The sequence below is a fragment of the Psychromonas sp. SR45-3 genome (assembly GCF_014163575.1).
Taxonomy (GTDB): domain Bacteria; phylum Pseudomonadota; class Gammaproteobacteria; order Enterobacterales; family Psychromonadaceae; genus Psychromonas; species Psychromonas arctica.
The window spans coordinates 16,375-43,015 of sequence record NZ_JACJDP010000035.1; the positions used below are offsets into that span (position 1 = coordinate 16,375).

20 protein-coding genes are annotated in these 26,641 nt (G+C 37.6%); 8 read left to right on the forward strand and 12 right to left on the reverse strand.

The features are described from left to right. Positions 1–239 precede the first annotated feature (239 nt). Entirely contained in the window at positions 240–1,721 is a 1,482-nt protein-coding gene (locus tag H5084_RS15370) for a carboxypeptidase M32 (protein ID WP_182691302.1), read from the reverse strand. A gap of 266 nt (positions 1,722–1,987) precedes the next feature. Continuing rightward, on the reverse strand, positions 1,988–2,572 hold the full coding sequence (locus tag H5084_RS15375; protein ID WP_182691304.1) for a sugar O-acetyltransferase: 585 nt from the start codon (positions 2,570–2,572) through the stop codon (positions 1,988–1,990). Positions 2,573–3,314: 742 nt separating this feature from the next. On the opposite strand from H5084_RS15375, the gene H5084_RS15380 reads away from it, so the two are divergent. The 3 genes from H5084_RS15380 to H5084_RS15390 all read left to right on the forward strand — a co-directional run bounded on the left by H5084_RS15380 (position 3,315) and on the right by H5084_RS15390 (position 6,405). After that, complete coding sequence (locus H5084_RS15380) at positions 3,315–3,995, forward strand: glutathione S-transferase family protein (RefSeq protein ID WP_028867241.1); 681 nt, start codon at positions 3,315–3,317, stop codon at positions 3,993–3,995. A gap of 122 nt (positions 3,996–4,117) precedes the next feature. Continuing rightward, positions 4,118–5,245: a zinc-binding dehydrogenase gene (locus tag H5084_RS15385; RefSeq protein ID WP_028867240.1), complete on the forward strand. Its 1,128-nt coding sequence runs from the start codon at positions 4,118–4,120 to the stop codon at positions 5,243–5,245. Positions 5,246–5,799: 554 nt separating this feature from the next. Beyond that, complete coding sequence (locus tag H5084_RS15390) at positions 5,800–6,405, forward strand: YitT family protein (RefSeq protein ID WP_182691306.1); 606 nt, start codon at positions 5,800–5,802, stop codon at positions 6,403–6,405. 538 nt (positions 6,406–6,943) lie between these two features. Here H5084_RS15390 and H5084_RS15395 read toward each other — a convergent pair. From H5084_RS15395 to H5084_RS15410, 4 genes are all read right to left on the reverse strand, one after another. Continuing rightward, entirely contained in the window at positions 6,944–7,234 is a 291-nt protein-coding gene (locus tag H5084_RS15395; protein WP_259396846.1) for a hypothetical protein, read from the reverse strand. A 1,194-nt stretch (positions 7,235–8,428) separates the two neighbouring features. Then, positions 8,429–8,977 (reverse strand): thioredoxin family protein, encoded by a 549-nt coding sequence (locus tag H5084_RS15400; RefSeq protein ID WP_182691308.1) that lies wholly within the window; start codon positions 8,975–8,977, stop codon positions 8,429–8,431. Between the two features lie 260 nt (positions 8,978–9,237). Then, entirely contained in the window at positions 9,238–10,263 is a 1,026-nt protein-coding gene (locus H5084_RS15405) for a zinc-binding alcohol dehydrogenase family protein (protein WP_182691310.1), read from the reverse strand. Positions 10,264–10,974: 711 nt separating this feature from the next. Next, positions 10,975–11,814: a LysR family transcriptional regulator gene (locus H5084_RS15410; protein ID WP_182691312.1), complete on the reverse strand. Its 840-nt coding sequence runs from the start codon at positions 11,812–11,814 to the stop codon at positions 10,975–10,977. A gap of 372 nt (positions 11,815–12,186) precedes the next feature. Between H5084_RS15410 and H5084_RS15415 the strand changes: the two genes are divergently transcribed. The 5 genes from H5084_RS15415 (at position 12,187) to H5084_RS15435 (ending at position 18,354) form a co-directional block, all read left to right on the forward strand. Then, positions 12,187–13,140 carry an HPP family protein gene (locus H5084_RS15415; protein WP_028867234.1) on the forward strand — a complete coding sequence of 318 codons (954 nt, stop codon included), beginning with the start codon at positions 12,187–12,189 and terminating at the stop codon, positions 13,138–13,140. A 281-nt stretch (positions 13,141–13,421) separates the two neighbouring features. Beyond that, positions 13,422–13,772: a RidA family protein gene (locus H5084_RS15420; RefSeq protein ID WP_028867233.1), complete on the forward strand. Its 351-nt coding sequence runs from the start codon at positions 13,422–13,424 to the stop codon at positions 13,770–13,772. A 148-nt stretch (positions 13,773–13,920) separates the two neighbouring features. Beyond that, on the forward strand, positions 13,921–15,552 hold the full coding sequence (locus H5084_RS15425; RefSeq protein ID WP_182691314.1) for a YdiU family protein: 1,632 nt from the start codon (positions 13,921–13,923) through the stop codon (positions 15,550–15,552). 180 nt (positions 15,553–15,732) lie between these two features. After that, positions 15,733–17,442, forward strand: a complete 1,710-nt coding sequence (locus tag H5084_RS15430; protein ID WP_182691316.1) for a DUF342 domain-containing protein — start codon at positions 15,733–15,735, stop codon at positions 17,440–17,442. Between the two features lie 189 nt (positions 17,443–17,631). Continuing rightward, a complete protein-coding gene (locus H5084_RS15435; RefSeq protein WP_028867230.1) occupies positions 17,632–18,354 on the forward strand; it encodes a YebC/PmpR family DNA-binding transcriptional regulator in 723 nt (240 codons plus the stop codon). A gap of 268 nt (positions 18,355–18,622) precedes the next feature. Here H5084_RS15435 and putP read toward each other — a convergent pair whose 3' ends face one another. The 6 genes from putP to H5084_RS15465 all read right to left on the reverse strand — a co-directional run bounded on the left by putP (position 18,623) and on the right by H5084_RS15465 (position 26,570). Next, a complete protein-coding gene (putP, locus tag H5084_RS15440; protein WP_182691317.1) occupies positions 18,623–20,119 on the reverse strand; it encodes a sodium/proline symporter PutP in 1,497 nt (498 codons plus the stop codon). Positions 20,120–20,149: 30 nt separating this feature from the next. Continuing rightward, complete coding sequence (locus H5084_RS15445; protein ID WP_182691319.1) at positions 20,150–20,863, reverse strand: hypothetical protein; 714 nt, start codon at positions 20,861–20,863, stop codon at positions 20,150–20,152. An 11-nt stretch (positions 20,864–20,874) separates the two neighbouring features. Then, on the reverse strand, positions 20,875–24,009 hold the full coding sequence (putA, locus tag H5084_RS15450) for a bifunctional proline dehydrogenase/L-glutamate gamma-semialdehyde dehydrogenase PutA (RefSeq protein WP_182691321.1): 3,135 nt from the start codon (positions 24,007–24,009) through the stop codon (positions 20,875–20,877). Positions 24,010–24,435: 426 nt separating this feature from the next. Further along, complete coding sequence (locus tag H5084_RS15455; RefSeq protein WP_028867226.1) at positions 24,436–25,200, reverse strand: helix-turn-helix domain-containing protein; 765 nt, start codon at positions 25,198–25,200, stop codon at positions 24,436–24,438. Between the two features lie 495 nt (positions 25,201–25,695). Continuing rightward, entirely contained in the window at positions 25,696–25,926 is a 231-nt protein-coding gene (locus H5084_RS15460; RefSeq protein WP_028867225.1) for a glutaredoxin family protein, read from the reverse strand. Positions 25,927–26,090: 164 nt separating this feature from the next. Further along, complete coding sequence (locus tag H5084_RS15465) at positions 26,091–26,570, reverse strand: peptidylprolyl isomerase (RefSeq protein WP_028867224.1); 480 nt, start codon at positions 26,568–26,570, stop codon at positions 26,091–26,093. Positions 26,571–26,641 lie beyond the last annotated feature (71 nt).

Here is a 26,641-nt window from a genome sequence, read left to right on the forward strand (position 1 = left end):
TCTTGCTTTACTTTTATTCGTCTTATTGATGAATGAGGTAAGACAAAGTACCGCCCTATTTCGCTAGTATATAACGGTGAGATTGATAAGTTTTAATGATGCCTTTATTACACGAATTAAAGGCTTAGCGTGTGGTTCATACAAGTAGGTAAAACTTAAATATTTATGTCACGTACTTACTAAAAGCAAAAAGGCTAGACAGAAATCTTCCTAGCCCTACCCCTGTTATTTAATAACCATTATAAATAACGAGCTTCCAAATGTTTTCTGAAATAGTCCGCGTTGAGTGTTTCACCTGTTGCACGTTTGATCAACTCATCCGTGGTATGCAGTGATGCTTGTGTCCAAATATTATCGCTCAACCATTGGAAGATAGGACTGAGATCGCCACTTTTAATCGCCCCGTCTATATCCACTGTGTTTTGCATTGTCGCTTTATATTGTGCCGCATACATTGCACCTAATGTATAAGAAGGAAAATAACCAAATGCGCCGTCGGTCCAGTGAATATCTTGCATACAGCCATTTTTGTAATTACCTTTAGTGGAAAGACCAAGCGAAGCTTTCATCTTTTGATCCCACAATTCAGGCACATCGGTGTGCTCGATAACACCGTTGATTAAGTCGCGTTCGATTTCATAACGCATGATCACATGTGCTGGGTAAGTAATTTCATCAGCATCGACTCGAATGAAACCTTTTTCAACTTGCGTATAGATTTTGTACAGGTTTTCTTCTGCAAATACGGGATCTTTTTGTGCGTTAAAAGCATTTGCTGAAAGGCGTGATAAGTGAGAAATGAACGGCTTGCTACGGCCAATCTGCATTTCAAAAAAGAGTGACTGAGATTCATGAACGCCCATTGAACGAGCTTCACCAACAGGCAATCCTGCCAATGCTTTTGGTAACCCTTGTTCATAACGTGCATGGCCAGTTTCATGGACTATTCCCATTAAGGCTTGCACAAAGTCTTTTTCATCATATCGAGTGGTAATACGCACATCTGTTGGTACGCCGCCACAAAATGGATGCACGCTTTGATCTAATCGTCCATGGTCAAAATCGAATTTCAACAACTTCATGGTTTCTAAACCCAGTGCTTTTTGGTTAGCAACCGAAAATTTGCCTGTTGGCATGATGATCGATTGTGATTGTTGCTTCTGCAATACTTTTTCAATTAAGTCGGGTAACCAACTCTTAACATCTGAAAACAAGCAATCAAGTGACGCGGTTGTTGTTCCCGGTTCATACTTATCTAGCATCGCATCATAAGGGCTAAGTCCCGACCCTTCGCTGCGAATTTTAGCTTCTTCACGAGATAACTTAACAACCTCTTTCCAGTTTTTTTCAAACCCTGTCCAATCATTTTCTTGACGCTGTGAACGCCACGCATGCTCACATTTAGAACCTGCAATAGATTGTGCTTGAACCAAGTCCTCTGGCACAATCGTCGCTTGATGCCATTGCCGTTTCATTTCACGTAAGCTAGATTGTTGCTCTGAATTAAGTGACTCTTGTTCTGCCTCGCCAAACCATTCTTCAAGTTGCGGTTGTGTCGATAGACGATGTATATGAACTGATAACTCTGCCATAGCCTGAGAGCGAGCATCACTGCCACCCGATGGCATGTTCGCAGCGGCATCCCAACCCAACATAGATTGAGCATGGTTGAAGTGATTGATTGTTTGATAATGAGCGGTAAGTTGGTCGTAGTTTGACATGATCCGGTTACTTCCTATAAGTTTCGTCTTTGCGGCTACAGGATACTGGCACTAAAAAAGCAGATGCCGATATTATTAAGCTATCAATAACATATTAACGAGACTCGCAATAAGTGAACAGAAAAATCAACGTTGTTTACAGATAAAATTGTTATTAACCAACAGTCTCGACTATCTACTAATTAAGCTACCAATTGTTAAATACCCCTGTGCAGCCTCCAATATGAATCGGCTGTGCGGTACCAATTTTTGTTTGTTAGCATTTGTTATATGCACTTTTCAATTCGATCTTGTTCAGTGACTTTTCTCAGCACTTTACAAGGGCTGCCTAGCGCAACAACACCAGCTGGAATATCTTTAGTGACGACACTGCCCGCACCAATAATACTGCCTTTGCCAATGGTGACTCCAGCACAAACTGTTGAATTAGCGCCAATCCAGACTCCATTTTGTATCGTGATGGGGGCAGATGTGATGATCCCTTTTATGCGCTCTTGGGGATCGATGGAATGCCCTGCACAACTAAGGCACACGCCAGGTGCAATAAATACCCCGGCACCAATATTAATTGGAGAAGTATCTAGCATCACACAATTGTAATTGATAAGTGCCATGCCATGAAAATGGATATTAAAACCATAGTCACAACGAAAAGTTTGTTCTACAAACACTGTGTCATTATAGGTTCCAAATAACTTAGCTAATATTGCACTTTTTTTATCCACATCATTGGGTTGTGCTTGATTAAACTCCCAACAAAGTTGCTTGGCCGGCTTTTGCAGTTCAAGGTTTGAAGGTTCAAACTGCGCAATATAGGCTTCAGGTTTAGTTAGTTTTTCTAAGAAGCTCATTGTGTTCCCTATTTTGCTTGTTTATTTAAGAGTCATTATTTAAGGGTGTTTATTTAAGCATGAATACTTAACAGTGAATCCTTCACAACGTATGAAAAGCAATTTATCAGAATCCAGTTATCAAAGCCTATTTATCAATAGCTCAATCATGACAACAGGGGCTGTCCACTGCAAGTGCTAGATGACTGTTTTATTTGTAAGCATGATGATTTCCCCTCACCCCGAATTTTCTCATAAAACAAAAATAGCTAAATGTTCTTATGCTTCTACTAGTACACAATATAGATAAAACTTATATTTAATATGAGCACTATTTAAAATGGCACAAACAATACAGCCCCCTTCTAATTCACACCTAAATGAATATTAACGCCACGGCCTATATTCGGAATAATAACTATATTCTGAATATAAATCAGGTCTCCATTCATTCCAATGATCATTACGTATAAACGAAAAAGTAAATACGGTTGTGATTTTCATCAATGATTGAATGTTTTTTAAGCATAACTTTCTTTATTATTGCTTTAAAAGCAATAGTGATTCACATAAAGCAGCATATATCATCACATTAAAACCAGTAATAATGTATTTAGCTTAAACATTGCAACCTTAATACGATTACAACGTCTTAAATATAAATGCTTTAATTGCATTTTTAAGCAATTAACAACCATCTTATATTAAGGCTTGCTGTTGATGTTTTAGTTAAGATTTTCCATTACAAATAGAAGAGTAAACTATGATAACTTTGCACGGTTTTGCCGCTAGTAACTATTACAACCTAGTGAAACATGTACTTCTCTATAAACAGTTGCCATTCCAAGAAAACCTCCTCTACGCGGGCAGCAAAGAATTATTAGCAATCAGCCCTGTAGGCAAAGTACCTGCTATCACCACTGCCGAAGGTTTAAATATTTCTGAGTCGAGTGTTATTTGTGACTTTCTAGAAGAAACTTACCCTGAGATTCAACTCTACCCTGAAAACAGTGGCGAACGAGCTGTTGTGCGTCAAATAATGAAAATAGCAGAGCTTTACTTTGAGCTGCCAAGCAGACGTTTTATACCTTATGCACTTTCCGGTACTGAAGCGCCTGAACCCGTTAAAGCAGAAGTACGCCAAGTATTAAAACGTGGTATTACTGCAATAAGTCATTTATCTCAATTTTCACCTTGGATTGCGGGTGAACAATTCACTATGGCTGACATTTACGTACATTATGTTAATAGCATTGTCAGTAAATTTGCATCTAGCCAACTTGAATGGGATGTACTGGCTGAGATCCCTGGAATGACAGAATGGAATGAGTCTATGAGTCAATCTTCGATTGCTCAAAAAATTGAAGCCGATCGCTTAGCAAATATGCCCGACTTTATTAAAAAAGTAACCGCTCAAATAAGAGCATCAAAGGCTAAACAGTAATTGCTCGATGACACTAAAACGAAAATAAAAAGATTCTTTTACTGAATTAGTTCATTCATAAAAATATAACCAAACCAAAAATAATTAGTTAATACCTTACTTATTTGCAGGAGATAATATAAATGACAAATACCAATATTCAACTGACTTCAACTATCAGCGAAGATAACAAACTAACACTTGCCTTACAAAACATCGAGATGCCACAACCTAGCGCCGATGAAGTGGTTATTCGCATTGAAGCAGCGCCCTTAAATCCATCAGATCTAGGTGTTCTATTTAGCGCGGCAGATCTATCAACGGCAGTCCAATCTGGTACAGAAAACAACCCTATTATTAGCGCAGATGTACCAGCTCAGTTTATGCCTTCGCTTAAAACACGCGTTGGTAAAGCAACCCCTGTTGGCAACGAAGGTGCTGGAACAGTAGTCGCAGCTGGCCCATCCCCAGCGGCACAAGCCCTAATGGGTAAAATGGTTGCAGTGATTGGTGGTGGTACTTATCGCCAATATCATTGTGCTAATATAAAGAGCTGCCTTGTATTAAAAGAAGGCACAACGGCTAAGCAAGGCGCATCGTCTTTTGTTAACCCGCTTACCGCATTAACAATGGTTGAAACCATGCGAGCAGAAGGTCATAAGGCGATAATTCATGCAGCCGCAGCCTCTAATCTCGGGCAAATGTTAAACCGTATTTGTATTGCAGACGGTATTGATTTAATTAATATTGTGCGCAAACCTGAACAAGAAACACTATTACGCGACATGGGCGCTAAATACATTGTGAACTCAAGCAGTGAGTCTTTCCTTGATGACTTAACCGCAGCAATTATTGAAACAGGTGCAACGATTGCATTTGATCCGATTGGTGGTGGTCAATTAACCAGTGATATTCTTAACTGTATGGAAGTCGCTGCAGCACGTGACATGAAAGAGCATACTATTTACGGCTCTGACACGTTCAAACAAGTTTATATTTATGGCGCATTAAATCGCGGTCCTATTACAATAAATCGTAACTTTGGTTTTGCTTGGGGTGTGAATGGATTCTTATTATTCAATGCGCTTGGTAAATTAGGCACTGAAACGGTAGCTGCAATGCGACAACGTGTAGCAGATGAAATCACCACCACCTTTGCTAGCCACTACACACATGAAGTGTCATTGTCTGAAGCATTACAACTACAGTCAATAGCCGCTTATTCTAAGCAAGCAACGGGTGAAAAATACCTCATTACCCCTCAAAAATAACATCTTGTAGAGAGACCTAAAACATCACCGCTTAGTAGGTTACGTGCTTAGTTCTTAGTGTTAAGAGTTAAGTGTTAAGTAAAGCAGATGCCAATAATGGTATCTGCTTTTTTATTACCTGACTTATTCATACCTTTGTTTGCCATACCGTTGTTTCGATAGTGCAATGCTCATGTCTTTACTACTTTGAATAAATAGAACATCCCCTCTTAACGTAGGAATGTTAAAAGGTAGTCCTTTAAAAAGTGACGTGTGCAATTTCAATGCAAGTATTTGTGATTGTTGCACCCTATTAATGCAACTTTCTTTGATAATGAGGTTGTTTTATAGCTAAAACAGAACTAGATTAGCGCCATTGTTATGTGGGGTATTGAATATTAACTATTGGTCTAATTATTGCTATTAATTGTTAATTGTTGCTAATTATTCTTTAATTTTTAATAGTTTGTTGTAAAGAAGTGGAATAGGTCGTTAATGACCTAAAGGGCTTCAAACATTCAAAGTACATTAATTTATCCTTAGTTTTTATTCTCAAACATATAATTAGGCTCCTTATGTCTACAAAATCAGCTCAACACTCATTGTTTGAAGATGCTCAAGGCATACTGATCGGCACTTTACTTGCTGCACTTGGCATTACATTTTTCAAATCGACAGGGTTACTTATTGGTGGCACGGCGGGTTTAGCATTCTTAGGACAATATGCCTCTTCATATTCATTTAGTTATGTGTTTTTTGTTATTAATCTGCCTTTTTACTATTTGTCATACCGACAACTGGGATTAGCTTTTACAATAAAAACCTTTATTTCAGTTTTTCTTCTGTCTATTTTTGTTGAATACGCCCCTTCTTTTATGCAATTTAAATATTTGGATCCGATATATGCGGCGTTCATTGGCGGATTATTGGTGGGATCTGGTTTACTTGGATTATTTAGACATCAAGCGAGCTTAGGTGGCCTCACTATTCTCGCGCAATACTTAGCAAAAAAACACGGTATCTCCATTGGTAAGTTTCAAATGGCTGTGGATTGTATTGTTCTTATTCTTGCCGTTTTCATTGTTGATTTGAGTGCCATTGCTTTATCCATCGTTGGTGCTATTTCCTATAACTTAATACTGGTTATAAACCATAAACCGGGCCGTTATAGCGCCAGATAGTACAAAATAATGGAATTAAAGAGCATGTGGTGTACCTGAATCGCATCGTTGTATTTCAATCAATCCAAGCTATATTGCATAATATGTTCGTAACAAAAATAGCAATATAAAACCTAAAATCATCATAAGATAAGAGTTTATTTTATAGTTTGTATAATATCGGTCAAGGATGAAGCACATATGTTCAGGAACAAAGCGCTAGAAATTAAAATAATAACAACGTCATAAAAACCACTAAAACCATAGCCAGAAAATCAAAGAATTAACCAAAAAAAGGTAACACTAAAGGAGAGCAAAGGTCTCTCCAGTAAATACTACGTTTTTTGTTTTTAACCAAGCCAACGACGAAATGATCGCATATATTAATAATGTTGTGAGAAAAATTAAAATCATTGTCCCCCATTAAAATCACAGCCCCCAAGAAACATAGCGCCCTAATAACTGCCGTGTAGGTTGATGTTATTTTTGCGGCTTTTTCTTTTGCAAAGACGATGATAACCGTAATACATCCATTTAATTAACTTATTCCGTGGTTAAGTTATTGAAATTCATCACCAAGGTTTTCTCGTTTTTTATGGCCACATTTTTTACAAACAACATACCTGTCAATGAGATCTAACGAAGCTCCAGCGGGGCTCACTGTGCCTGCAAAAAATCCAGATAGGAAAGCTTTAAATTGTTCTTTTCTACTGTTACCGTACTTTGAAGGCTTCTGCTTGATAATTTCTCTATGCTCAGTTTCTTCACCGCAATGATCGCAAAATTGCTTTAACATTATTAAAATCCCTTTCCCAGGTTTATCAGCTAACGAGGCTTTATAATTTATCATTCTCGCTCGAATTTTAATTATAAAAATTGTACCAATATAAACACAGTATTTTATCTTTTATTGAGATTCAAATAGATTATTGATTTTTCGATAAATGATTGATTAAATTGAGTTGTAAAAACGTTTGTGAGGCTAATTAGGCTGTGTTATTGAGCCTAAAGGGCTTTGCCCTTGGCTTGATGTAAACTATTCCTTAACTTTTCGTCGTTATAAGGAACAGTATGAACAAAACAGTGCATTTCACATTAACGATTTATTAGGAATAGACTTTATCTTGGCCCAGGTTCGTGAATTTATTAATGCCTTAATCACTTTAATATTAACTACCTTGTCGTTTCTATGGTTGATATTGCAGCATGTGTTATCCAAAGGGTTACAGCGAGTAAGGGGTTATGTTTTTTACGTAGGAGTCTAAAAAATTGAGATTACGCATATTGATTAATTATGGATTAGCCAGACTCACTTAAAAAAGTTAAAAAAAACAAACCCACTAAAAATCAATTCCGCAATTTGCTATAAATAGTGATCAAATAAAAGCGTCACTTCCCATCAAGGAAGTAATAGATAATTCGCTAAACACCATGCTTCTCTTTACCCTAACTCGCGACTCGAATCTTCCGCAAACCATCTACCTTGAATCACATACCCTGCTTCGGATTTGACGATAATTATGATTTAAACAGTCTAAACTATTCATCACTGAGGTGAACATCTCGATATTTCTCATATGTTTTTTATTCTAAAAATATACATTTTATTAATTAAATGTACGTAAGTAAGGTATAAAAAGCCAGATGATACGAGATAAGAATGAGCTACAACGACGTATTAAACAGAATGCTTTCGTATTGACAGTGACCACTACACAACGAAAATATGTGCTTAAAATTCTATGCAGAATAAACGCTCCAAGATTGTATATATAGAATTCAAAACTATATTAACTTTAATCCAAAAAACGTCTATTTGCTCGTCATCATGCGAATGTGTTTTTTTCTTTCTAACCAGCTAGTATCAAGAAAGAGCTAAGAAAGCATCAAACAAGCATTCCTACTTCTATAGTTAACATAATAGCTATTTCTTTATATAAAATGATAGCTATCATTGGCTCTTATTGGATTGGTTTGTCGTTGTAGTTGTCGTTGTCGAGATTCAATTAAGTTAAAGAGAATATACATTATCAAATGAGCAATCTTATGCTCGCCATTTTATTGAGCAACCCATGCTCGGCGTTTGCTGTTCTGGGCCTTGGCCGGTGTTAGCTATCAAACGCATTGCATTGATTAGTTCAGGTACCCTATTTTCTGCGTCAGCCATGCGTGCATCGTCTAGTCGCCCTCGATATTGAAGTTCACCTTTGCTATTAAACCCAAAGAAGTCTGGCGTACATACTGCACGATATTGCTTAGCAATTGACTGATCTTTATCGATTAAATAAGGAAACGTAAAAGCATATTTTTCAGAAAATAATTTCATATTCTGCGGTGAATCAGCTGCTACATTGTCATAATCGTTAGACATAATGGCCAATACATTAATACCATCTGCAATCAGTAACTTTGCATCGTCTGCTAGGCGATGGCCAATGCGCTGAACGTATGGGCAATGGTTACAAATGAAGACAATTAATAAACCTTTTTCTCCTAGTTGTTCGCTCATTGTGAACGTCTCACCAAAAGCATCTGTTAATGTAAAGTCAGTGGCTTTCCAGCCAAAATTACAAATTGGTGTATCGAGTAACATAATTAAAATCCCATTGGTAAGTTATAAAATGACTGTTTACAGAGCAATACTGTGAATAAATCTTAGATTCAAAAAACAAAATCTGATTTAGTAAAAAGTGGGAAAGCAGGTTCAAATCAACTTTATCTTCCCACTTTAGTATCATGATTAAACTATGTGATTCATAAGTAAATTAAGTGCACCTTCATTGTTAGACACAAACAATGAAGGTGCACAGAATAATTTTTAGTCTTTTTTAAGATAGCCAGCTTAGAAATCGCTTAAAAACCTTCTAAAACAATCTTACCAATTGAACGACCTGTTTCTAAAAGCTCATGCGCTGAACGTAGGTTCTCAGCATTAATCGCGCCTAAGTGTTGGCCCAAAGTTGTTTGGATATAACCTTGGTCAATCAAATCTGCTACACGGTTTAGCAATTTACTTTGTTCATCCATATCTGCTGCATTAAACATTGAACGAGCAAACATGAATTCCCAATGTAGTGAAAGACTTTTCATCTTCAACTTAGTCACATCCAACGCTTTTGGATCATCAATCATCGCTATTTTACCAAAAGGTGCCAGTAGCTCTGTATAGCTTTCAAAGTAACTATCCGTGCTATTTAAACTAGCAACATGTGTTACTGAACCAAGGCCTAACGCTTCTATTTGTGGTAATAATGGTTTGGTATGGTCAACAACATGATCAGCACCTAATTTCTTAACCCAATCAGAAGAACTAGCACGTGATGCGGTCGCAATAACAGTGGCGCCGGTAATGGCTTTAGCTAACTGTACTAAGATAGAGCCAACACCACCCGCAGCACCAACCACTAAAATAACTTCTTTAGAAACATCTTTTGAATCTGGGTTTTGTTGTTTAATAGCAAGATGTTCAAACAATATTTCATAAGCGGTGATCGCCGTTAATGGTAATGCCGCTGCTTCAGCATCTGATAAGCTTTTTGGTTTGTTACCCACAAGACGTTCATCAACTAATTGGTATTCAGCATTACAACCTTGACGCGTAATATCACCTGCATAATAAACAGTGTCACCTGGTTTAAAGTTTGATACTTTGTCGCCAGTTGCTACGACTTCGCCTACTGCATCCCAACCAATAACTTTATGTTCGCCTTCTGATGGTGCCATATTTAAGCGCACTTTATAATCAGCTGGATTAACTGCAATCGCTTTGATTTTAATTAATAAGTCGCGGCCTGATGCAATAGGTTGTGGTAACTCGATGTCTGTTAAAGATGCAACGTCGGTAATAGGTAATGATTTAGTATATCCAATGGCTTTCATAATATGTTCCCGTTAAATGTCTGTCTTATGTTTAAATGAATGTTTGATGGGAAGTATAATAGCCCTTGTTTTATTCTCATTAAACAGCACAAGATTTGAAACATTATCAAAAAATATTGGAGAATATACTATTAGAAAATCTACAAGTTATTCTTAAAGTTGCAGAGTTTCGCAACAGTACCTCTGCACTACCTCAGCATGACAAGAGCCGCTGCGATATAACCACTGAGCTGTGCTTTATTTTTCATAATAAACTCTCGAACATACCCACCACACGAGTAATCCGCGATAGTTTGAAAGAAAAGCTCCCAATGTATCAAAAGTGTTTTGAAAAGTTTTTTGAAAATCTATGTCTTAAAGAGTTGATTGAAAAAAGGATGATGAACAAATGTATTCTTAACTAACATTTTTTAACTAAGGTGATTCTGAGTTAAGAAAATGTTGGATAAACATTAGTCAACGTTTAAGTTAAATAGTGAAGTCATTGATAGATATTTACCTTCAATAAGGTAAACAACACTCACTACTCTTTAATGCCATGTTGTGAATAAAAGTGCATTGAAGAACACTTAACAAAAAAACAGCTTAATAGTGATAAAAACTCAATGTATGAACTTATAAAGATAATTCAACTTAAAAAATTACAATTTATCGGTTTTAAAAACCAATAAATTGAATAATTACAGCTCACTTAAATACTAGGGATAGTAATTAAAACCAGTCATCTTCACTTTCTAACACTTTAATCAGGTGTTGCTTTAAGTTTGCAATATTTAACTCTTTTTGAGCGTATCGAATCAGATACACAGGATAAGAAAACTGCGGAGAGTCTGGTGTCAATTCTAAGATGCCTTGCTTTATATATCTGTTAATGACCCTTGTACGAAAATAGCCGCTACCTCCACTTTTGAGCATCACTTGCAAAGCCACAGGCCCCAAACTAATCGAAATATTGCTTCTAGCTAACTCTGGTAAAGCAGAATCGTGTAATTTTTTGAACTTGTCACCCCAGTCTACAAAGAGATATGGGAAAGGTTTATTGACGGATTGAACCCTGACTAGCTTTTCATCTAACAAATGCTCTACCACAATAGGTGCGCTATATTCTGGTTGATGTACAAGCGCAATATCTAACCCACCAGCGCGTACTTTTTCACACATTTGCTTGTTATCACCCACCTCAATGGTTATTACCAACTCTGAAGATGTTTCGTTTAAATGAGAAATGAGTGTTGCAGCTATGGGGTTCCATAACGTTAAGTCTACGCCTATCGCTAAGCTGCCTTTGACGGTTTCCGGTAAGGGTAAATCTCGTTTTGCAGCGTCCCATGTTTGCACAATTTGGGTGGCGTAAGATTTGAAATGCGCACCATTTTTAGTTAATGATGCCCCACTTTTGTTACGCGTAAATAAAGCACATTGTAAGCTTTTCTCTAACGACTTTATACGCGCTGTTACTGTTGTTTGTGTGACATTCAGCTCAACAGCGGCTGCACCAAAAGTGTTCAAGTCGCAAATAGTCAGAAACGTTTTGGCTAATATATAATCCACTACACCCACCTTTATATGAAAATATTGAATAATAAATCGATATATTATTCATTATACATGATTCATTCATTTCCTATATCCTAACGCACCAAAGAAGTGCTCACGACCAATAATAGTGCACACTTAAATCATCGATTTATTTCAGGAGAATTATATTAATCCTTTTAATATTGTTAAGTCGTCGAATCTTATTCATCTATTCACGTTATTCGGGGTTTCTATAAGCGGCACAACAAGCATTTTTATCTATTTGATCAAGACAGCGCTAACAATCGTCCAACTGGTTAATCGTAAGGTCACTTTCTGCTTGTTTTATCGATTTAGATTAGGAAATGACTGTAACACTCAATACAACGCGGTGGGTTTTACTGAATGATAAATAGCGCATTTACCAAAGAGATAAAATTATTTTTAGGTATCCCGACAATAGGCCCCACTTTTAAGGAGATCATTGTTTCATCATTCACTGCTTTATTAGCGACACTTTGTATTATTTATATCTCCAAAGATGTATTAAGTTACTTTAATGTGCATGCCAATATTTATATATTAATCCCTATTGCAGCCACTTCAGTTCTTGTGTTTGTTGTGCCTCATGGTGCCTTATCTCAGCCTTGGCAAGTGATTGCCGGTAATCTCATTAGTGCGTTTATCGGAGTGACTTGTTATCAATATTTAGGTCAAGATCTAGCAACCGCTGCGGCTTTGTCTGTATCAATCTCGATCATGGCGATGTCATTGTTGAGGTGTGTACATCCGCCAGGTGGAGCCACTGCATTGGGGGCCGTTTTAGGTGGTGATACGATCCACCAATTAGGTTATAGCTACTTACTGATTCCAACATTATTAAACTGCTTAATCATCATTTCAGTGGCTATTGCTTTCAACTATCCCTTTCACTGGCGTCGTTATCCGTCTCATTTATATTACAAGTACAACCTAACTACCACTATTTCACCGGGTGCCCGAACCAATGAAGTTACCGTTGAAGATTTTATGAAAGCGGTAACTGAACATGGATCATTTATCGATATGACCGATGAAGGTTGGAATGAAATCTTTGAAAAAGCCAAGCAACATGCTGAATATGATAACGTTCACCCGGACACGATTGAATTAGGTCAACGCTATAGCAATGGCAAAATAGGGAAAGAATGGGAGATAAGGGAAGTACTAGCAATAGATAGAAAAAAGACAATAAAATACCTTGTGTTGGCTGGCGAACACACCAATTTGTCTGGCTCATGCTCAGTTAACGCGTTTACGGCTTGGTCTAAGTTTAAAGTTACAAAAAATGATATCGGTATATGGTCAAGACTTCATTAAAAGTTGGCCATATACATGCCAACTTTCATAACTGGCATCGCTAATTGCATGGAAAGCATTGATTAATCGTGTATCAATGCTTTAAAACATCTATCCACCCACCGAAGTGCCTCTCTTCCATTAACGAGTCTAATTTTTAGTATACTTCCTTACTGCATAAATTTATTTGAAATGCATTTTCAGTGCTGGTAAGTATAAATAACCTAAAAAACTCGCCTTTTAATACTGACACGTTACAATTATTTAATATTTCATTAACTAACAGTAACGAGAGAAAAGCAATGATTGAACGTCAACAAACTAAACAACGCATGAGTCGTGTAGTAAAACATAACGGCACTGTATACCTATGTGGTCAAGTCTGTGCTGATGCGACTAAAGATATCAAAGAGCAAACACAAACTATGTTAGATAAGGTAGATGAGCTATTAAAAGAATCAGGTAGTTCACGTGAACATATGCTATCTGCCACTATTTACGTTAAAGATATGGCGTTACATTTTGCTGGCATGAACGAAGTGTGGGATGCTTGGGTTCCTGAAGGTCATGCACCTGCACGCGCCTGTGTTGAAGCGAGTATGGCAAGAGATGTATTGTTAGTTGAAATATCTGTGATAGCGGCGGTTAAATAACAATCGCTTTAATATTTGGCTGAATATGTTACCTGAGTAAACATGATGCTGAATAACCATATCGATGTTTACAGACCCTGTAAATAATAAGTGTGTATTGTAATAGCATCGATATGTTCTCCTCTTTTTTTACCGTTAGGAAAACTGAATGAGTTCATTATTGCCGACACTACATCCTGTATTTGTTTCACAATTACCTGCAGATACTGAGTTAAGTAATACCTGCCGTAGTGTGGAACATGCTGCATACTCATACGTTACCCCAACCCCCACTAAGTTATCCAAAATTATATGCTGTAATACTGAACTTGCTTACACACTCGGCTTTAGTGACGCGGCATTACAATCAACTGAGTTTTCAGAGTTAATTAGTGGTAATAACCTACCCTCGACTATGCAGCCTTATGCAATGAATTACGGCGGACATCAGTTTGGTCAATGGGCTGGGCAATTAGGTGATGGCCGAGCGATTAACTTAGGCCAATATTCATTGTTTAATAATGGTGCAGAAAGAAAAGAATACGTCACGTTACAACTTAAAGGTGCGGGGCAAACTCCCTACTCTCGTCGCGCCGATGGCATGGCAGTACTACGCTCATCTATCCGTGAATATTTATGTTCTGAAGCTATGTACCATTTAGGCATTCCCACTACTAGAGCGTTAAGCTTGACCTTAACCGGTGAAGAAGTCGTACGCGACAAATTATACGATGGTAGGGCGGCCTATGAGCCCTGCGCAATCGTTGCCCGCGTTTCTCCTTCATTTTTACGTTTTGGTTCGATTCAATTACCCTCTACTCGTGGTGACTTGACCTTATTAAAACAAACCGTCGCATTTAGCATTAATAATGATTATCCAGAACTGCTGCCTTCATCGGGTGAAATTGATAAATCTGTTTATTTGCAATGGTTTCAAGAAATTTCTCAGCGCACTGCTCATTTAATTGTTGAATGGATGCGCGTAGGTTTTGTACACGGTGTATTAAACACCGATAATATGTCTTTAATTGGTGAAACTATTGATTTTGGTCCCTATGGCTGGATTGATAATTTTGACTTAAATTGGACTCCTAATACATCCGATGCAGCAGAGAAACGTTATCGCTTTGGACAACAGGGGTATATTGGGCAGTGGAATTTATTCCAATTAGGTAATGCTATTTACCCTTTAATTAATGAAGCAGAACCTTTGCAGAAATTATTAAATGATTACAATCATATCTACCAACAAAAATGGCTAGCAATGATGCAAGCAAAACTGGGTCTCGAAGCTAACCCCAAAAACAGCAAGCAGGATGAAACGGATTTACTATTGTGTAAAGCGTTAGAAAAAGTAATGTCCTTGGTTAATACCGATATGACGTTATTTTATCGTCACCTTGCTACTTTTTCTCAGCATACATATATTACAGACCGAACTGTATTATTAACCCATTTTGCGACGTGTTTTTATCAATTAGAAGAAATTACGCCTGAATATTTAGAACAGCTTGCAGAGTGGCTAAGCCAATATCAAACACGATTAAGCACTCAACAAGTTAATGACGAGCAACGGAAAGAGGCCATGAATAAAGTGAACCCTTGTTATATTTTGCGTAACTTTCAAGTACAAGAAGCGATAGAACTCGCTGAACAAGGAGATTATTCTAGGGTGTTAACCTTGGCTGAATTATTAAAGGCACCTTATCAAGAACAGAAACAGTATCAAGAGTTTGCAGTAAAACGCCCGGATTGGGCGACTAATAAATTTGGCTGCTCTGCGCTTTCATGTAGTTCATAGTTTATTATGTAAACTCACAATATCAGCATAAATATAAGCCTCAATATTTAAATTTATGTTACTTTAAATAAATAGACTTTAAGTTGATATGTGTTGACATTTGGTATGTGTTGATATTTGACACTAGAGTTGATATAAGACTCATATTATCACTTAATATACATCTCTAAATGGGTATTTATGGCCGAAACGATGACAGAGGCACTATCTTTATCAGTACAACATGTAATGTTGTCTCCTGATAGTTCACAGTTAACATTAAAGATTTTTCAAACTGAATCAGTGATCTCTGTTGAGGATATTGTTCGTCTATTACAAAATCCTACACTGCCACGCTATAAACTCAATATTGATGGCGTTAATAAAGCTATTGCCGTTTTTACTATGTTGCGTGAAGGATTAGGCGAAAGTGAGCAAGAACAAAGTATCGACTTCCCACCTATTGCGATAGCCAATAAAGTAGATGCCATATTACATATAGATATAGATAACGATAAAATGAGCGCTTACGCCAGAATTACGGTCGCCTATGGGGGTAAATCAATCACCTTAGATGATATAAAAAAGCGTTGTGAGCAATTAGATATTAAGTTCGGCCTATCTACCCTGTATATAATTCAACTATTAGATATTTGCAGACATTCCTACCCTGGCAGAATATATACATTAAAGATAGCTAAAGGCCTGCCTCCTATTGACGGAATCGATGCTGAGTTTAAACAATTAGTCAGCACCGATAATCATCGTAAACCTGCTCCTACTATTCTGCCAAATGGCAAGGTTGATATGCTTAACCTTGGTGAGTTTATCACCGTTGACGTGGGTGCTGTGTTAATGCAAAAAACACCTGTTTATTTAGGAGAGCCTGGTAAAACAGTAACCTCAGAAACAGTACCACAGCAACAAGGCATAGATCATCCTTTTGTCATAAATGACAATGTGCAAATTAACCCAGCTGACCCGCTGCAATTAATCGCGACTAAATACGGCGTACCAATCGAGAAACAAGGTTTTATTAGTATTGATGATGTACTGCTATTAGAGGAAGTCACTAACAAAACAGGTCATGTTGATTATAACGGTACCGTAGTGATCACTGGCGATGTAGAAAAAGGGATGAATGTTAATGTGCGAGGTGATGTAACAGTAATGGGAAGGGTTGATTCTGCTCATATAACCTGTGGTGGTGACTTAACCGTTCAGCAAACTGTTATTGGTTACCATAAAAATACTGAAGAAGAACAGTTTAGTTGTGAAATCAATTGCCAAGGTAATTTCACAGGCACTCTTGCGCAATATGCTCGTCTCAAAATTGGTAAAGATTTGTTGTTAAGTACTCAATTAATTCATTGTGATACTGAGTGTGATGGTTCAATTAAAGTACATAATAAGTCATTAACAAAAGGGTCGATTATTGGTGGGCTCACCAAAGTAAAAAGTAACATAATAACGGCAATAATAGGTACAAGTGGTAGCACAAAAACGATCATAGAATTGAAGGGTGATGTATCTAATTTAGAAAAAGTGAAAGACGTTCAGTTACATGATTTACAGTTAGTAAATAATTTTTTAGATAAATTTAAACAGGCAGATAAAAAAGCAGATGCGATATTGAACATCGCTGAACGTAAAAAAGCAAAGCGTCAAATTATGCTAGAAAAACAGCAGTATCGAGATGCGAGCGATCGAATTCAAAATGAGATGGCAATAACTAAATCCGACATCGAGGCAAGTTACAACTCCTGTTTTATTACAGCAACTAGAAAGCTATTTAGTGATACCACGGTGTCATTTGGAAATCAAACTTGGTGTAGTAATGAAGAATATGGGCCAAGCACGGTCTCATTATTTGATAAAAACTTACGCATATCACCTTATGAAGCTAGCTAGAATTTATTTCCTATCAACCGGAACATATATTTATAGTCATATTATGCTTATAAACATACAAAATTAACAATATCATTCTTTAATCCCTTAAATTTAGCGTTCCCCCTCTAGCACCGTAAGCAATTACAGGCTAAAATTCTTGCCATTATTTTTCCAGACAATCATTTTAAGAAAAAAGAGAGCATTCAGATGGGAAGAGCATATCAAAACAAAAAAGAGTCTATGGCTAAAACTGCAGGCGCTAAAACTAAAGTTTATTCTAAATACGGTAAAGAGCTTTATGTAGCCGCTAAAAATGGCGGCTTTGATCCAGAGGGTAATCTAACACTTCGTCGTTTGATCGACAGCGCTAAAAAAGACCAAGTACCTGCTCACGTTATTGAACGTGCTATTGAGAAAGCAAAAGGTGGTGGCGGTGAAGATTACGAACGTGCTAGTTATGAAGGTTTTGGCCCCGGAGGTTGCTCTGTCATTGTAGACTGTTTAACTGATAACGGTAACCGCACATGGACTGATGTACGTAACTGTTTTAATAAAACAGGTGCTAAAATTGGTTCACCCGGCACAGTTGCACATATGTTTGAACATCAAGCTGTATTTGTATTTGCAGGTGAAGATGATGAAGCCGTTTTAGAAGACCTTATGATGGCTGATGTAGATGTCGTTGACGTAGTCAGTGAAGATGGAAAGATTTCCGTGTTCTGCCCTCACACAGAGTTTAACAACGCTAAAATCGCATTGCATGCGAGTTACCCAGATGTAGAGCTTGAAGTTGAAGAGATCACTTACGTACCGCAAACAGATACTGAGATAACAGAAGAACATGTCGAGAAATTCGAGAAATTTATCGAGATGTTAGAAGATTGTGACGATGTACAAAACGTATATCATAATGCAGTTTTGCCAGAGTAGTTATTAACAGTTACAGACTCTGATAAAATCGATTAAACCACACTCTGTGTGGTTTTTTTATACCTGTGATCTAATACTAACTCCGTTAACTAACTGATCAACCTTGTTGGTTGAAATGATGCATTTTTCCTGCGTAATATTTGCTCACATAATTAATGGGTTTGCTATCAATTAGTCGAGCACATTTTTTGCATAAAAAATGCCACTCAATAGTGGCATTTTAATAACGAATGAATAGTCACTTAATCGTCTAGGGTTTGACCCTTAATTAATCAAGTGTTTTTAATTGCCTTTCATATTTATCGAATTGAGCCATTACTTCAGCTGATGGTTCATCAGTGAATAAACTCACTGCTACGATAGAGATAGTAGCAAAAATCACCCCTGGTACAATTTCGTATAAATCGAATATACCACCAGATAACTGTTTCCAAAGAACAATTGTAATCCCCCCCACTAACATACCTGCGATAGCACCACTTCGGTTCATACGTTTCCAATATAAGCTTAAGATAAGTACCGGTCCAAATGCAGCACCGAATCCAGCCCAAGCATAAGAAACAAGGCCTAATACAGAGCTATCAGGCGACATTGCGAGATACAAAGCAAGTAATGAAATAAACACAACACCTAAACGACCTACCATTACAATTTCACTCGACGTTGCATTAGGTTTGATCAGTTGTTTGTAGAAATCTTCAGCTAAAGCAGACGAAGAAACTAATAATTGTGAATCAGCAGTACTCATAATAGCTGCTAAAATAGCCGCTAATAAAATACCAGCGATAACAGGATGGAAGATAGTGTTCACTAATACCATGAATATTTTTTCGCCATCTTCAAGGCCGCCAGTTAATGAGTTGTTCATATACAACATACCCACTAAACCAACTAATACCGCACCTGTCATTGATAATGCAGTCCATATCACAGCGATACGACGTGCAGTGGTTAAGTCTTTATTACTACGTGTTGCTTTAAAACGCGCTAAGATATGAGGCTGTCCAAAATACCCTAATCCCCATGCAACCAAGGATACAATTGCAATCCAAGATAAAGGCTCACCATCGACACCATTCCAAATAGATAACAGCTCTGGGTTAATTGCATACAAGTCAGCAGATAATTGATCCACCCCACCGTTCATAGCTGCAATTGGCACAATTAATAATGCCGCTGACATTAATAAACCTTGCACTAAGTCAGTCCATGCTACCGCTAAAAATCCACCAAATAACGTATATGAAACGACACAGACAGTACCGATAATGACCGCAACCGTATAATCCATAGAGAATACTGTTTCGAATAATTTACCACCGGCCACTAAACCTGAACTAGTATAGAAAAGGAAGAACATAAGGATAAAGAAAGCCGCTAAACTTTGCACTATTTTTGACTTATCAGCAAAACGACGTGATAAGAACGCTGGTAAAGTTAAAGAATCGTTAGCGGTAATACTATAAGTACGTAAACGCTTAGCCACGATCAACCAGTTCAACCACGTCCCAGCTAATAAACCGCCTGCCAGCCATAATGATTCTAAACCAGCAGCATAGGCATAACCTGGCAAACCTAACAACAACCACCCACTCATATCCGATGCACCTGCAGATAATGCTGCTGGCCATGGTCCTAGGCGGCGTCCACCTAGGAAGTAGTCCTTCGCATCAGAGGTACGCTTATAAGCATAAATACCAATAGCTAACATCATGACGAGGTACACCATAAATGTTGCTATTATAGTAAAATTATTTTCTATCATAGATCACTCCGTTTTTGATCATTAATGCTCTCATTGCTCACCGCAACCTAAAGCTAATAAAGTAGCGTTACCACCTACCGCAGTGACATTTGTCGACAACGTTTTTTCGGTAATAAAGCGTAATACTAAATGTTGATCTCGTACTGTTGGTAACAGTGCTAAATCCGTTTCTGCAATTAATTGAGCAATTTGTCCTGTTCGAGCTGCTAACGCTTGATTCAAACTAATTGCCTGTGCCTCATTACCTACATAGCAAACACCGGCAATATTAGGGTCTGAAATGATAGCCTGTAATGCTTCCTTCTCGTTTACGATGAACACTGGCATTTCAACACCAGATAATGAACAAGCTTGCTGTAAACTCGCGACAATTTCCTTATTATTAGAGTTAGATAGTAATAAAACACTATTACCTGCAATTAATGCACAGTTTAATAGCCCCACTAATGCTGGAACGGAGGAGTCCTGTTCCATCATCATCAAAAATATGCCCCGACCAGAGGTGCTCAGTATATTGCTCTCCCCCGTTGGCCCTGGCATCATTTGCGATTCTGCAATTAACGAAACAGCTTGGCGATTATGAAATTCAATCACGTGTGCCGGCGTGTCGCCAATATTTGGATTATCTTTTAAACGCTCGCCCCACTGGGCAGTGATCCCTATGCGTTGATGTATATTGATATCATTCCATGTTAACCATGATTTTTTTGCTTGCTTGATCATTACAGTTACTGATTCTGACATGGTACTTTCTCCTAACATGAACTTACGATTTGTTGAGTAAAACGATGTAAATAACGTGGACCACCTGCTTTAGGGCCAGTACCAGATAGACCTTGGCCACCAAAAGGTTGTACACCTACTACGGCTCCTACTTGATCGCGGTTGATATAACAGTTACCCACTCGGCTCATTTCTGCGATATGTGTATAAGCTCTTTCATTTCGGCTATGCACACCCATCGTCAAACCAAAACCAGTGTTATTAATCTGTTCAATCACGTTATCTAATTCAGCCGCTTTGAAACGGATCACATGTAAGATCGGCCCAAACTGTTCTTCACTTAATTGTCCAAGATTATCAATCTCGATCGCTGTAGGTGAAATGAAGTCACCTTTTGCACAACTGTCATTTAAAGCCACTTGTGCTAATAACTTATGTTCAGCGGTCATTTTTTTAAGATGCGCGTTGAGTTTGTCTTTTGCTGTTTTATCAATAACAGGTCCCACATCGGTGCTATGAAGATAAGGTAAACCAACGGCAAGTTCTTGCATTGCTCCCTTAATTAATTCAATAACACGTTCTGCAACATCTTGTTGAATAAATAACACCCTTAATGCCGAACAACGTTGTCCTGCAGAAGCAAAAGCTGAACGAACAACGTCACGAGCAACTTGCTCTGGTAATGCAGTACTATCAACAATCATTGCATTCTGACCACCCGTCTCTGCTACAAAGGTAGCCGGTAATAATGGGCGTTTAGCTAGATTGCGGTTAATCACTTGCGCAGTCCCCGTAGAGCCAGTGAATACAACACCAGCGATACGATGATCAGCGGTTAGCGCAGAACCAATTTGGGCACCATTACCGGTTAATAATTGGATACTTTGGCTAGGGAATCCAGCTTCAAGCATCAATAAAACAGTGCGTACAGCAATTAACGAAGTTTGTTCTGCAGGCTTTGCAATCACTGTATTACCAGCCACTAACGCGGCACCAATTTGACCGAGGAAGATAGCTAACGGGAAGTTCCAAGGGCTGATGCAAACAAACACACCTTTACCTTGATGGCGAATTTGTTGCGTAATGCCATCAAAGCTGACATCTGTTTCAGCATTCGAGAAGTTATCAACGGCTTGTTGAGCATAATAACGACAAAAATCTACTGCTTCTCGTACTTCATCGATACAGTCATGAATTGTTTTACCTGCTTCATGGTGACATAAAGCAATTAACTCAGGCATATTCGATTCAAGTAAGTCAGCAAGTTTATACAAGTACTGAGCACGTTGCTGTACTTCGGTATTAGTCCACTCAGGGAAATATTGATGTGCAGTTGTTAGTGCTTGTTCAATCATCTGGGTTTCAGAAAACACAACAGACCCAACACTAATCGTACGGTCGTAGGGAGCTGTACATTGGTAAACGTCTGTTTTCTCAGTAACATCATTGTAATGAGTCCCATCAACAATCGGCCCCATTTTCCAAAAATGGCCTGTGAATGCTTCCACTTTTTTCTCAAAAGGAAGTGCTTCGCTTTCTATGTCAATATTTACACTGAACGAGTTTTTACGATCAGGGAAAATAGCAGGCGGTAATTCAATTAAACTATTATGCAATGATTGACGCTTCAATAATGTTTCAACAGGATGCTCAATAAGTTCAGCAATAGGACAATCAGCGTCAACTAAACGATGTACAAATGAACTGTTTGCGCCATTTTCTAATAAACGTCTCACCAAATAAGGTAATAGATCTTTGTGGCTCCCTACTGGGGCATAGATACGTACATTACTATTAGACATGGTCATTACATGGTTATATAACGCATCTCCCATGCCGTGTAATCTTTGAAACTCAAACTCTTTGTGAGTCGACATCGAATTGATAGCGGCTATCGTGTGTGCATTATGGCTAGCAAATTGCGGGTAAATAAGGCCCTTAACATGTTCGCATAAAAGAAAACGTGCACAGGCTAAATAAGAAACATCAGTTGCTTCTTTACGCGTATAGACAGGATAAGCCGGGTAACCATTTTGTTGAGATAATTTTATTTCACTATCCCAGTATGCCCCTTTCACTAAGCGTAAAGGAATAACATCACCTTGGGATTTAGCTAATGCAGCCAACCAAACTAAAACAGGTAAAGCACGTTTACTGTAAGCTTGCACCACAATACCGAACTTACCCCAGCCTTGCGTCTTTGGATCTCGGTATAATTTTTCAAATAATGCCAATGAAAGCTCAAGACGATCCGCTTCCTCTGCATCAATCGTTAAGCCAACATTTAAAGCACGCGCTCTTTCTATTAAAGATAACACCGAGTCAAACATTTCAGTCATCACGCGTTGTTTGTTAGCTGGCTCATAACGAGGATGTAACGCAGATAATTTAATCGATACCGTCGCGGCATTATTAGCCTGATTTTTATTAATAGACTTGCTGCCTACTGACTCTATAGCGGTTAAATATGCAGCGTAATATTTTTTGGCATCACTGGCAGTTAGCGCTGATTCACCAAGCATATCAAAGGAATAACTGCAGCCTTTGTTAGTAAACCCTTTACCGTTCTTTTGTGCTTCATCGATATTGCGGCCCAATACAAACTGGTGCCCCATTATTTTCATCGCTTGATGCATGGCTTTACGAATAACAGGCTCAGACATTTTATTAACCAAGCTATTAACAACATTGGTTGTACTATTGGTTCTCGTTTTCTTTAAATTAACAATTTTACCCGTTAATAAAAGACCCCAAGTTGAGGCATTTACAAAAATAGAATCTGATTTTTTAAGATGAGATTTCCAGTCAGCAACACTGAGTTTATCTTTAATTAAGGCATCTGCAGTTGCTGCATCAGGAATACGCATTAATGCTTCAGCTAAACACATTAATAAAATACCTTCTTTGGTATCTAAACTGTATTCTAGTAATAATGCATCAATCATCTGCACAGCATTTTTATCTTTACGCACACGCTTAATCAAATCCGTCGCATAATCTGCCATCGTATTTGATTCATCTTTAGATGGCGTAGCAAGTGGTATTAATTGCTTTAAACAAGCAGACTCATCAGCCATATACAATGGTGAAATATGCGCCCAAAGCGTTGCTAGCTCTGTATTTATAAAATCTTTGTGCAACACATCCGTTGCAATAAATGATGACATACCCAACTCTCCTAAAAGTCATAACACCTGTTAATGTTATGTTATGCAAATGTAACTAAGCACGGATAGTATTGGTAAAAGTTTTTAAGTTCTTACCTAAAACTACGATTTATATGTCAAAAAGTACGATCGATTTTTTTTTGTGACCTGAGTCATGGAAAATTATAATCCAGCTTTATAAAAAATGATTAATTATGCGCGGATTTTAGCTATAAATAGCATTTATGCCCTCTGCTATAGTTATATGTTCTTAGCTCGAACATTAAGGTCAGGTTTAACCTGATGACTTTTGAAGTGGTGATTGACTATAAAGAATTGCAAGAGCCCCCCTCCCTACTTCTAAGCCAGTAAAGGCATCCGTTGAGGTAGAGAAGTTAATTAGTTTGAAGTAAAAAGGTTGTTGACGTTATTTCGATGGTTGAATTATTAGCGGTACCGAGAAGGAGAAGTTCCCTGAAACTTAGTGAAGGTGTGAGTAAAACTGCTTTGATTAGCAAAGCCACTGGCACTGGCGATCATCGCTAATGTCAAAGAGCGGTCTTCTAGTAGCTGTTTTGCAAGATTCATTCTCACTTGCATGATGTATTGATGCGGGGTCATGCCCATTTGTTGCTTAAATAATAAGTGAAATTGACTTTCTCCCAAGAACACACAACCGGCTAGCTGAGCGACACTGATCTTAGTGGTAATGTGTTGAATAATAAAATTATCAATCACTTCTATATTAATGCGATTCTTTTTACTTAGGTCGGTTTTAATATGACGCTGTAATAAAGCAATAATTGTATTTTTACATGCTTCTGCTACCAATATATCATCAGGGGCTTGGCGCATCTCCTTTACTAATAACTGTAATAGTATTTGAAACTGGGTATCTAATTTAAAATATTGATTAGAATGAATCAAAGGTTGAATATGTTGAGCGGTATAATTATCTAATTGAGACTCAGTGGGTAAATTTAGTGTTAATATCTCGGCAAAGCCTAAACCATTAAAAGCATGATCAGATGAGGCAGTCACCACACATCCCTGCCCTGGTATAATAATATTCTGCATACCTTCTATGCTAAATTCAGAGTTACCATTTAATGCAATCACTAATTGATGATGATCGTGGTCATGATGCTGTATTTCATTGGGTAAAGTTATGACTTCAGCCGGTCGGATTAAAACAGTTTCAATTAGATTCATAACTCACTCCTTGTAATGCGTAATATTAAAAATCCAAATATAAAAGCGAAATGTTGAATTACCTAATAAAAAAATTATATTTTTGAACGACTGTCATTAAGTGGTCATTTATTAGCAATAAAATGAGCGGTTGTTAAGCATTTTCAAAAGCTAGCTAACAACCAGCAACTTGTAACTGATAATTTATGATTGATGATTGATGATTGATGATTGATAACAAGTACAAATCGAATTTATTGTTGTGCAACATGACATTACTAATAAAATTGTATACAGATTGATAAAATGGATATGAACAAAAATCAAAAGCAGTAAATTGATAGGAAGGTTAAAACGAGTTAATTAGAGTATGCAAAATAATAGAGGCTAGTGACACAAAGTAAACGTTTTATATCAACGAACAGGGGCAGCTGACATCCAATCAGCCCTCAAAAATAAAACACTGCCGGTCTCAAACGATTAACCTGCTAGGTAGGCATTGCCCGATTGTATAATTTAATCATTGTTGTATAAATTAAGAAAACCTTTAACACTAAAACCATTCAAGAACTGGTCGCCTATTTTCAATACAGGTACACCTCGGTATCCGGTTTTTGCAAACTCTTTTTGGCCAGCAGCACTTTTAACATCAACTAATCTAAAGTTTATTTTTTGTTGCTCAAGATATTGTTTAGCTGTTTTACAATGAGGACAATTTGCCATCGTATATAATGAAACACGTTTCATTTTAGGGATTCCTTCGGTTCAAATAATAGGTGCTTAATTTGAAATTAAAACGCCTGTGAACATGCAATGAAGCATGGCAACGGCACCACTATAAACACAGGCGAAATTCGTAAAAACGCACACAAATAACAATCAAATGTGTAAATTTATTTGCGCTTTATGGTCTAATGACCGCAACCTCCTTTTGCATGTGCATGGCCGTGTGATAACTCATCTTCAGTTGCCGCACGTACGCTGACTACTTCAATGGCAAATGTTAAAGTTTTACCGGCAAAGGGATGGTTCAAGTCGCAATCTGCATTAAAACGTCCTACTTTAACGATGGTGACTTCTTGTTTACCCTGGTTAGATTCAACCACAGCAGTCATACCAGCAGTCCATTTCTTTGCACCTTGTAAGTGTTTAATCGGAATGCGTTGTAACGCACCTTCACGACGTTCACCATAAGACTCTTCAGGAGATAAGGTTACTTCAAATTTTTCACCAACTGTTTTATCTACAAAGGCTTGCTCCATTTTTTCAAATAGACCACCGCCGCCGTGTAAATAAATAAGCGGATCATTACCATTACTGTCTTCTAATAATTCATTACCTTCTGTTAAGCGATAATGGAATTCAACGACACTGTTTTTAGCTATTTGCATTTTATATCCTTGTTAATTTTTTTGTTACTAAATAATTGATATTGATTAATTGTTACTAAACTACTTTACTA

Excerpts from the sequence above, each read along its gene's own strand:
- H5084_RS15390 (WP_182691306.1), top strand. The coding sequence starts at position 5,800 with ATGTCTACAAAATCAGCTCAACACTCATTGTTTGAAGATGCTCAAGGC.
- H5084_RS15445 (WP_182691319.1), bottom strand. The coding sequence starts at position 20,863 with ATGTCAGAATCAGTAACTGTAATGATCAAGCAAGCAAAAAAATCATGG.
- H5084_RS15385 (WP_028867240.1), top strand. The coding sequence starts at position 4,118 with ATGACAAATACCAATATTCAACTGACTTCAACTATCAGCGAAGATAAC.
- H5084_RS15425 (WP_182691314.1), top strand. The coding sequence starts at position 13,921 with ATGAGTTCATTATTGCCGACACTACATCCTGTATTTGTTTCACAATTA.
- H5084_RS15375 (WP_182691304.1), bottom strand. The coding sequence starts at position 2,572 with ATGAGCTTCTTAGAAAAACTAACTAAACCTGAAGCCTATATTGCGCAG.
- putP (WP_182691317.1), bottom strand. The coding sequence starts at position 20,119 with ATGATAGAAAATAATTTTACTATAATAGCAACATTTATGGTGTACCTC.
- H5084_RS15415 (WP_028867234.1), top strand. The coding sequence starts at position 12,187 with ATGATAAATAGCGCATTTACCAAAGAGATAAAATTATTTTTAGGTATC.
- H5084_RS15460 (WP_028867225.1), bottom strand. The coding sequence starts at position 25,926 with ATGAAACGTGTTTCATTATATACGATGGCAAATTGTCCTCATTGTAAA.
- H5084_RS15465 (WP_028867224.1), bottom strand. The coding sequence starts at position 26,570 with ATGCAAATAGCTAAAAACAGTGTCGTTGAATTCCATTATCGCTTAACA.
- H5084_RS15380 (WP_028867241.1), top strand. The coding sequence starts at position 3,315 with ATGATAACTTTGCACGGTTTTGCCGCTAGTAACTATTACAACCTAGTG.
- H5084_RS15435 (WP_028867230.1), top strand. The coding sequence starts at position 17,632 with ATGGGAAGAGCATATCAAAACAAAAAAGAGTCTATGGCTAAAACTGCA.
- H5084_RS15400 (WP_182691308.1), bottom strand. The coding sequence starts at position 8,977 with ATGTTACTCGATACACCAATTTGTAATTTTGGCTGGAAAGCCACTGAC.
- H5084_RS15370 (WP_182691302.1), bottom strand. The coding sequence starts at position 1,721 with ATGTCAAACTACGACCAACTTACCGCTCATTATCAAACAATCAATCAC.
- H5084_RS15395 (WP_259396846.1), bottom strand. The coding sequence starts at position 7,234 with ATGATAAATTATAAAGCCTCGTTAGCTGATAAACCTGGGAAAGGGATT.
- H5084_RS15405 (WP_182691310.1), bottom strand. The coding sequence starts at position 10,263 with ATGAAAGCCATTGGATATACTAAATCATTACCTATTACCGACGTTGCA.
- H5084_RS15430 (WP_182691316.1), top strand. The coding sequence starts at position 15,733 with ATGGCCGAAACGATGACAGAGGCACTATCTTTATCAGTACAACATGTA.
- H5084_RS15420 (WP_028867233.1), top strand. The coding sequence starts at position 13,422 with ATGATTGAACGTCAACAAACTAAACAACGCATGAGTCGTGTAGTAAAA.
- H5084_RS15455 (WP_028867226.1), bottom strand. The coding sequence starts at position 25,200 with ATGAATCTAATTGAAACTGTTTTAATCCGACCGGCTGAAGTCATAACT.
- putA (WP_182691321.1), bottom strand. The coding sequence starts at position 24,009 with ATGTCATCATTTATTGCAACGGATGTGTTGCACAAAGATTTTATAAAT.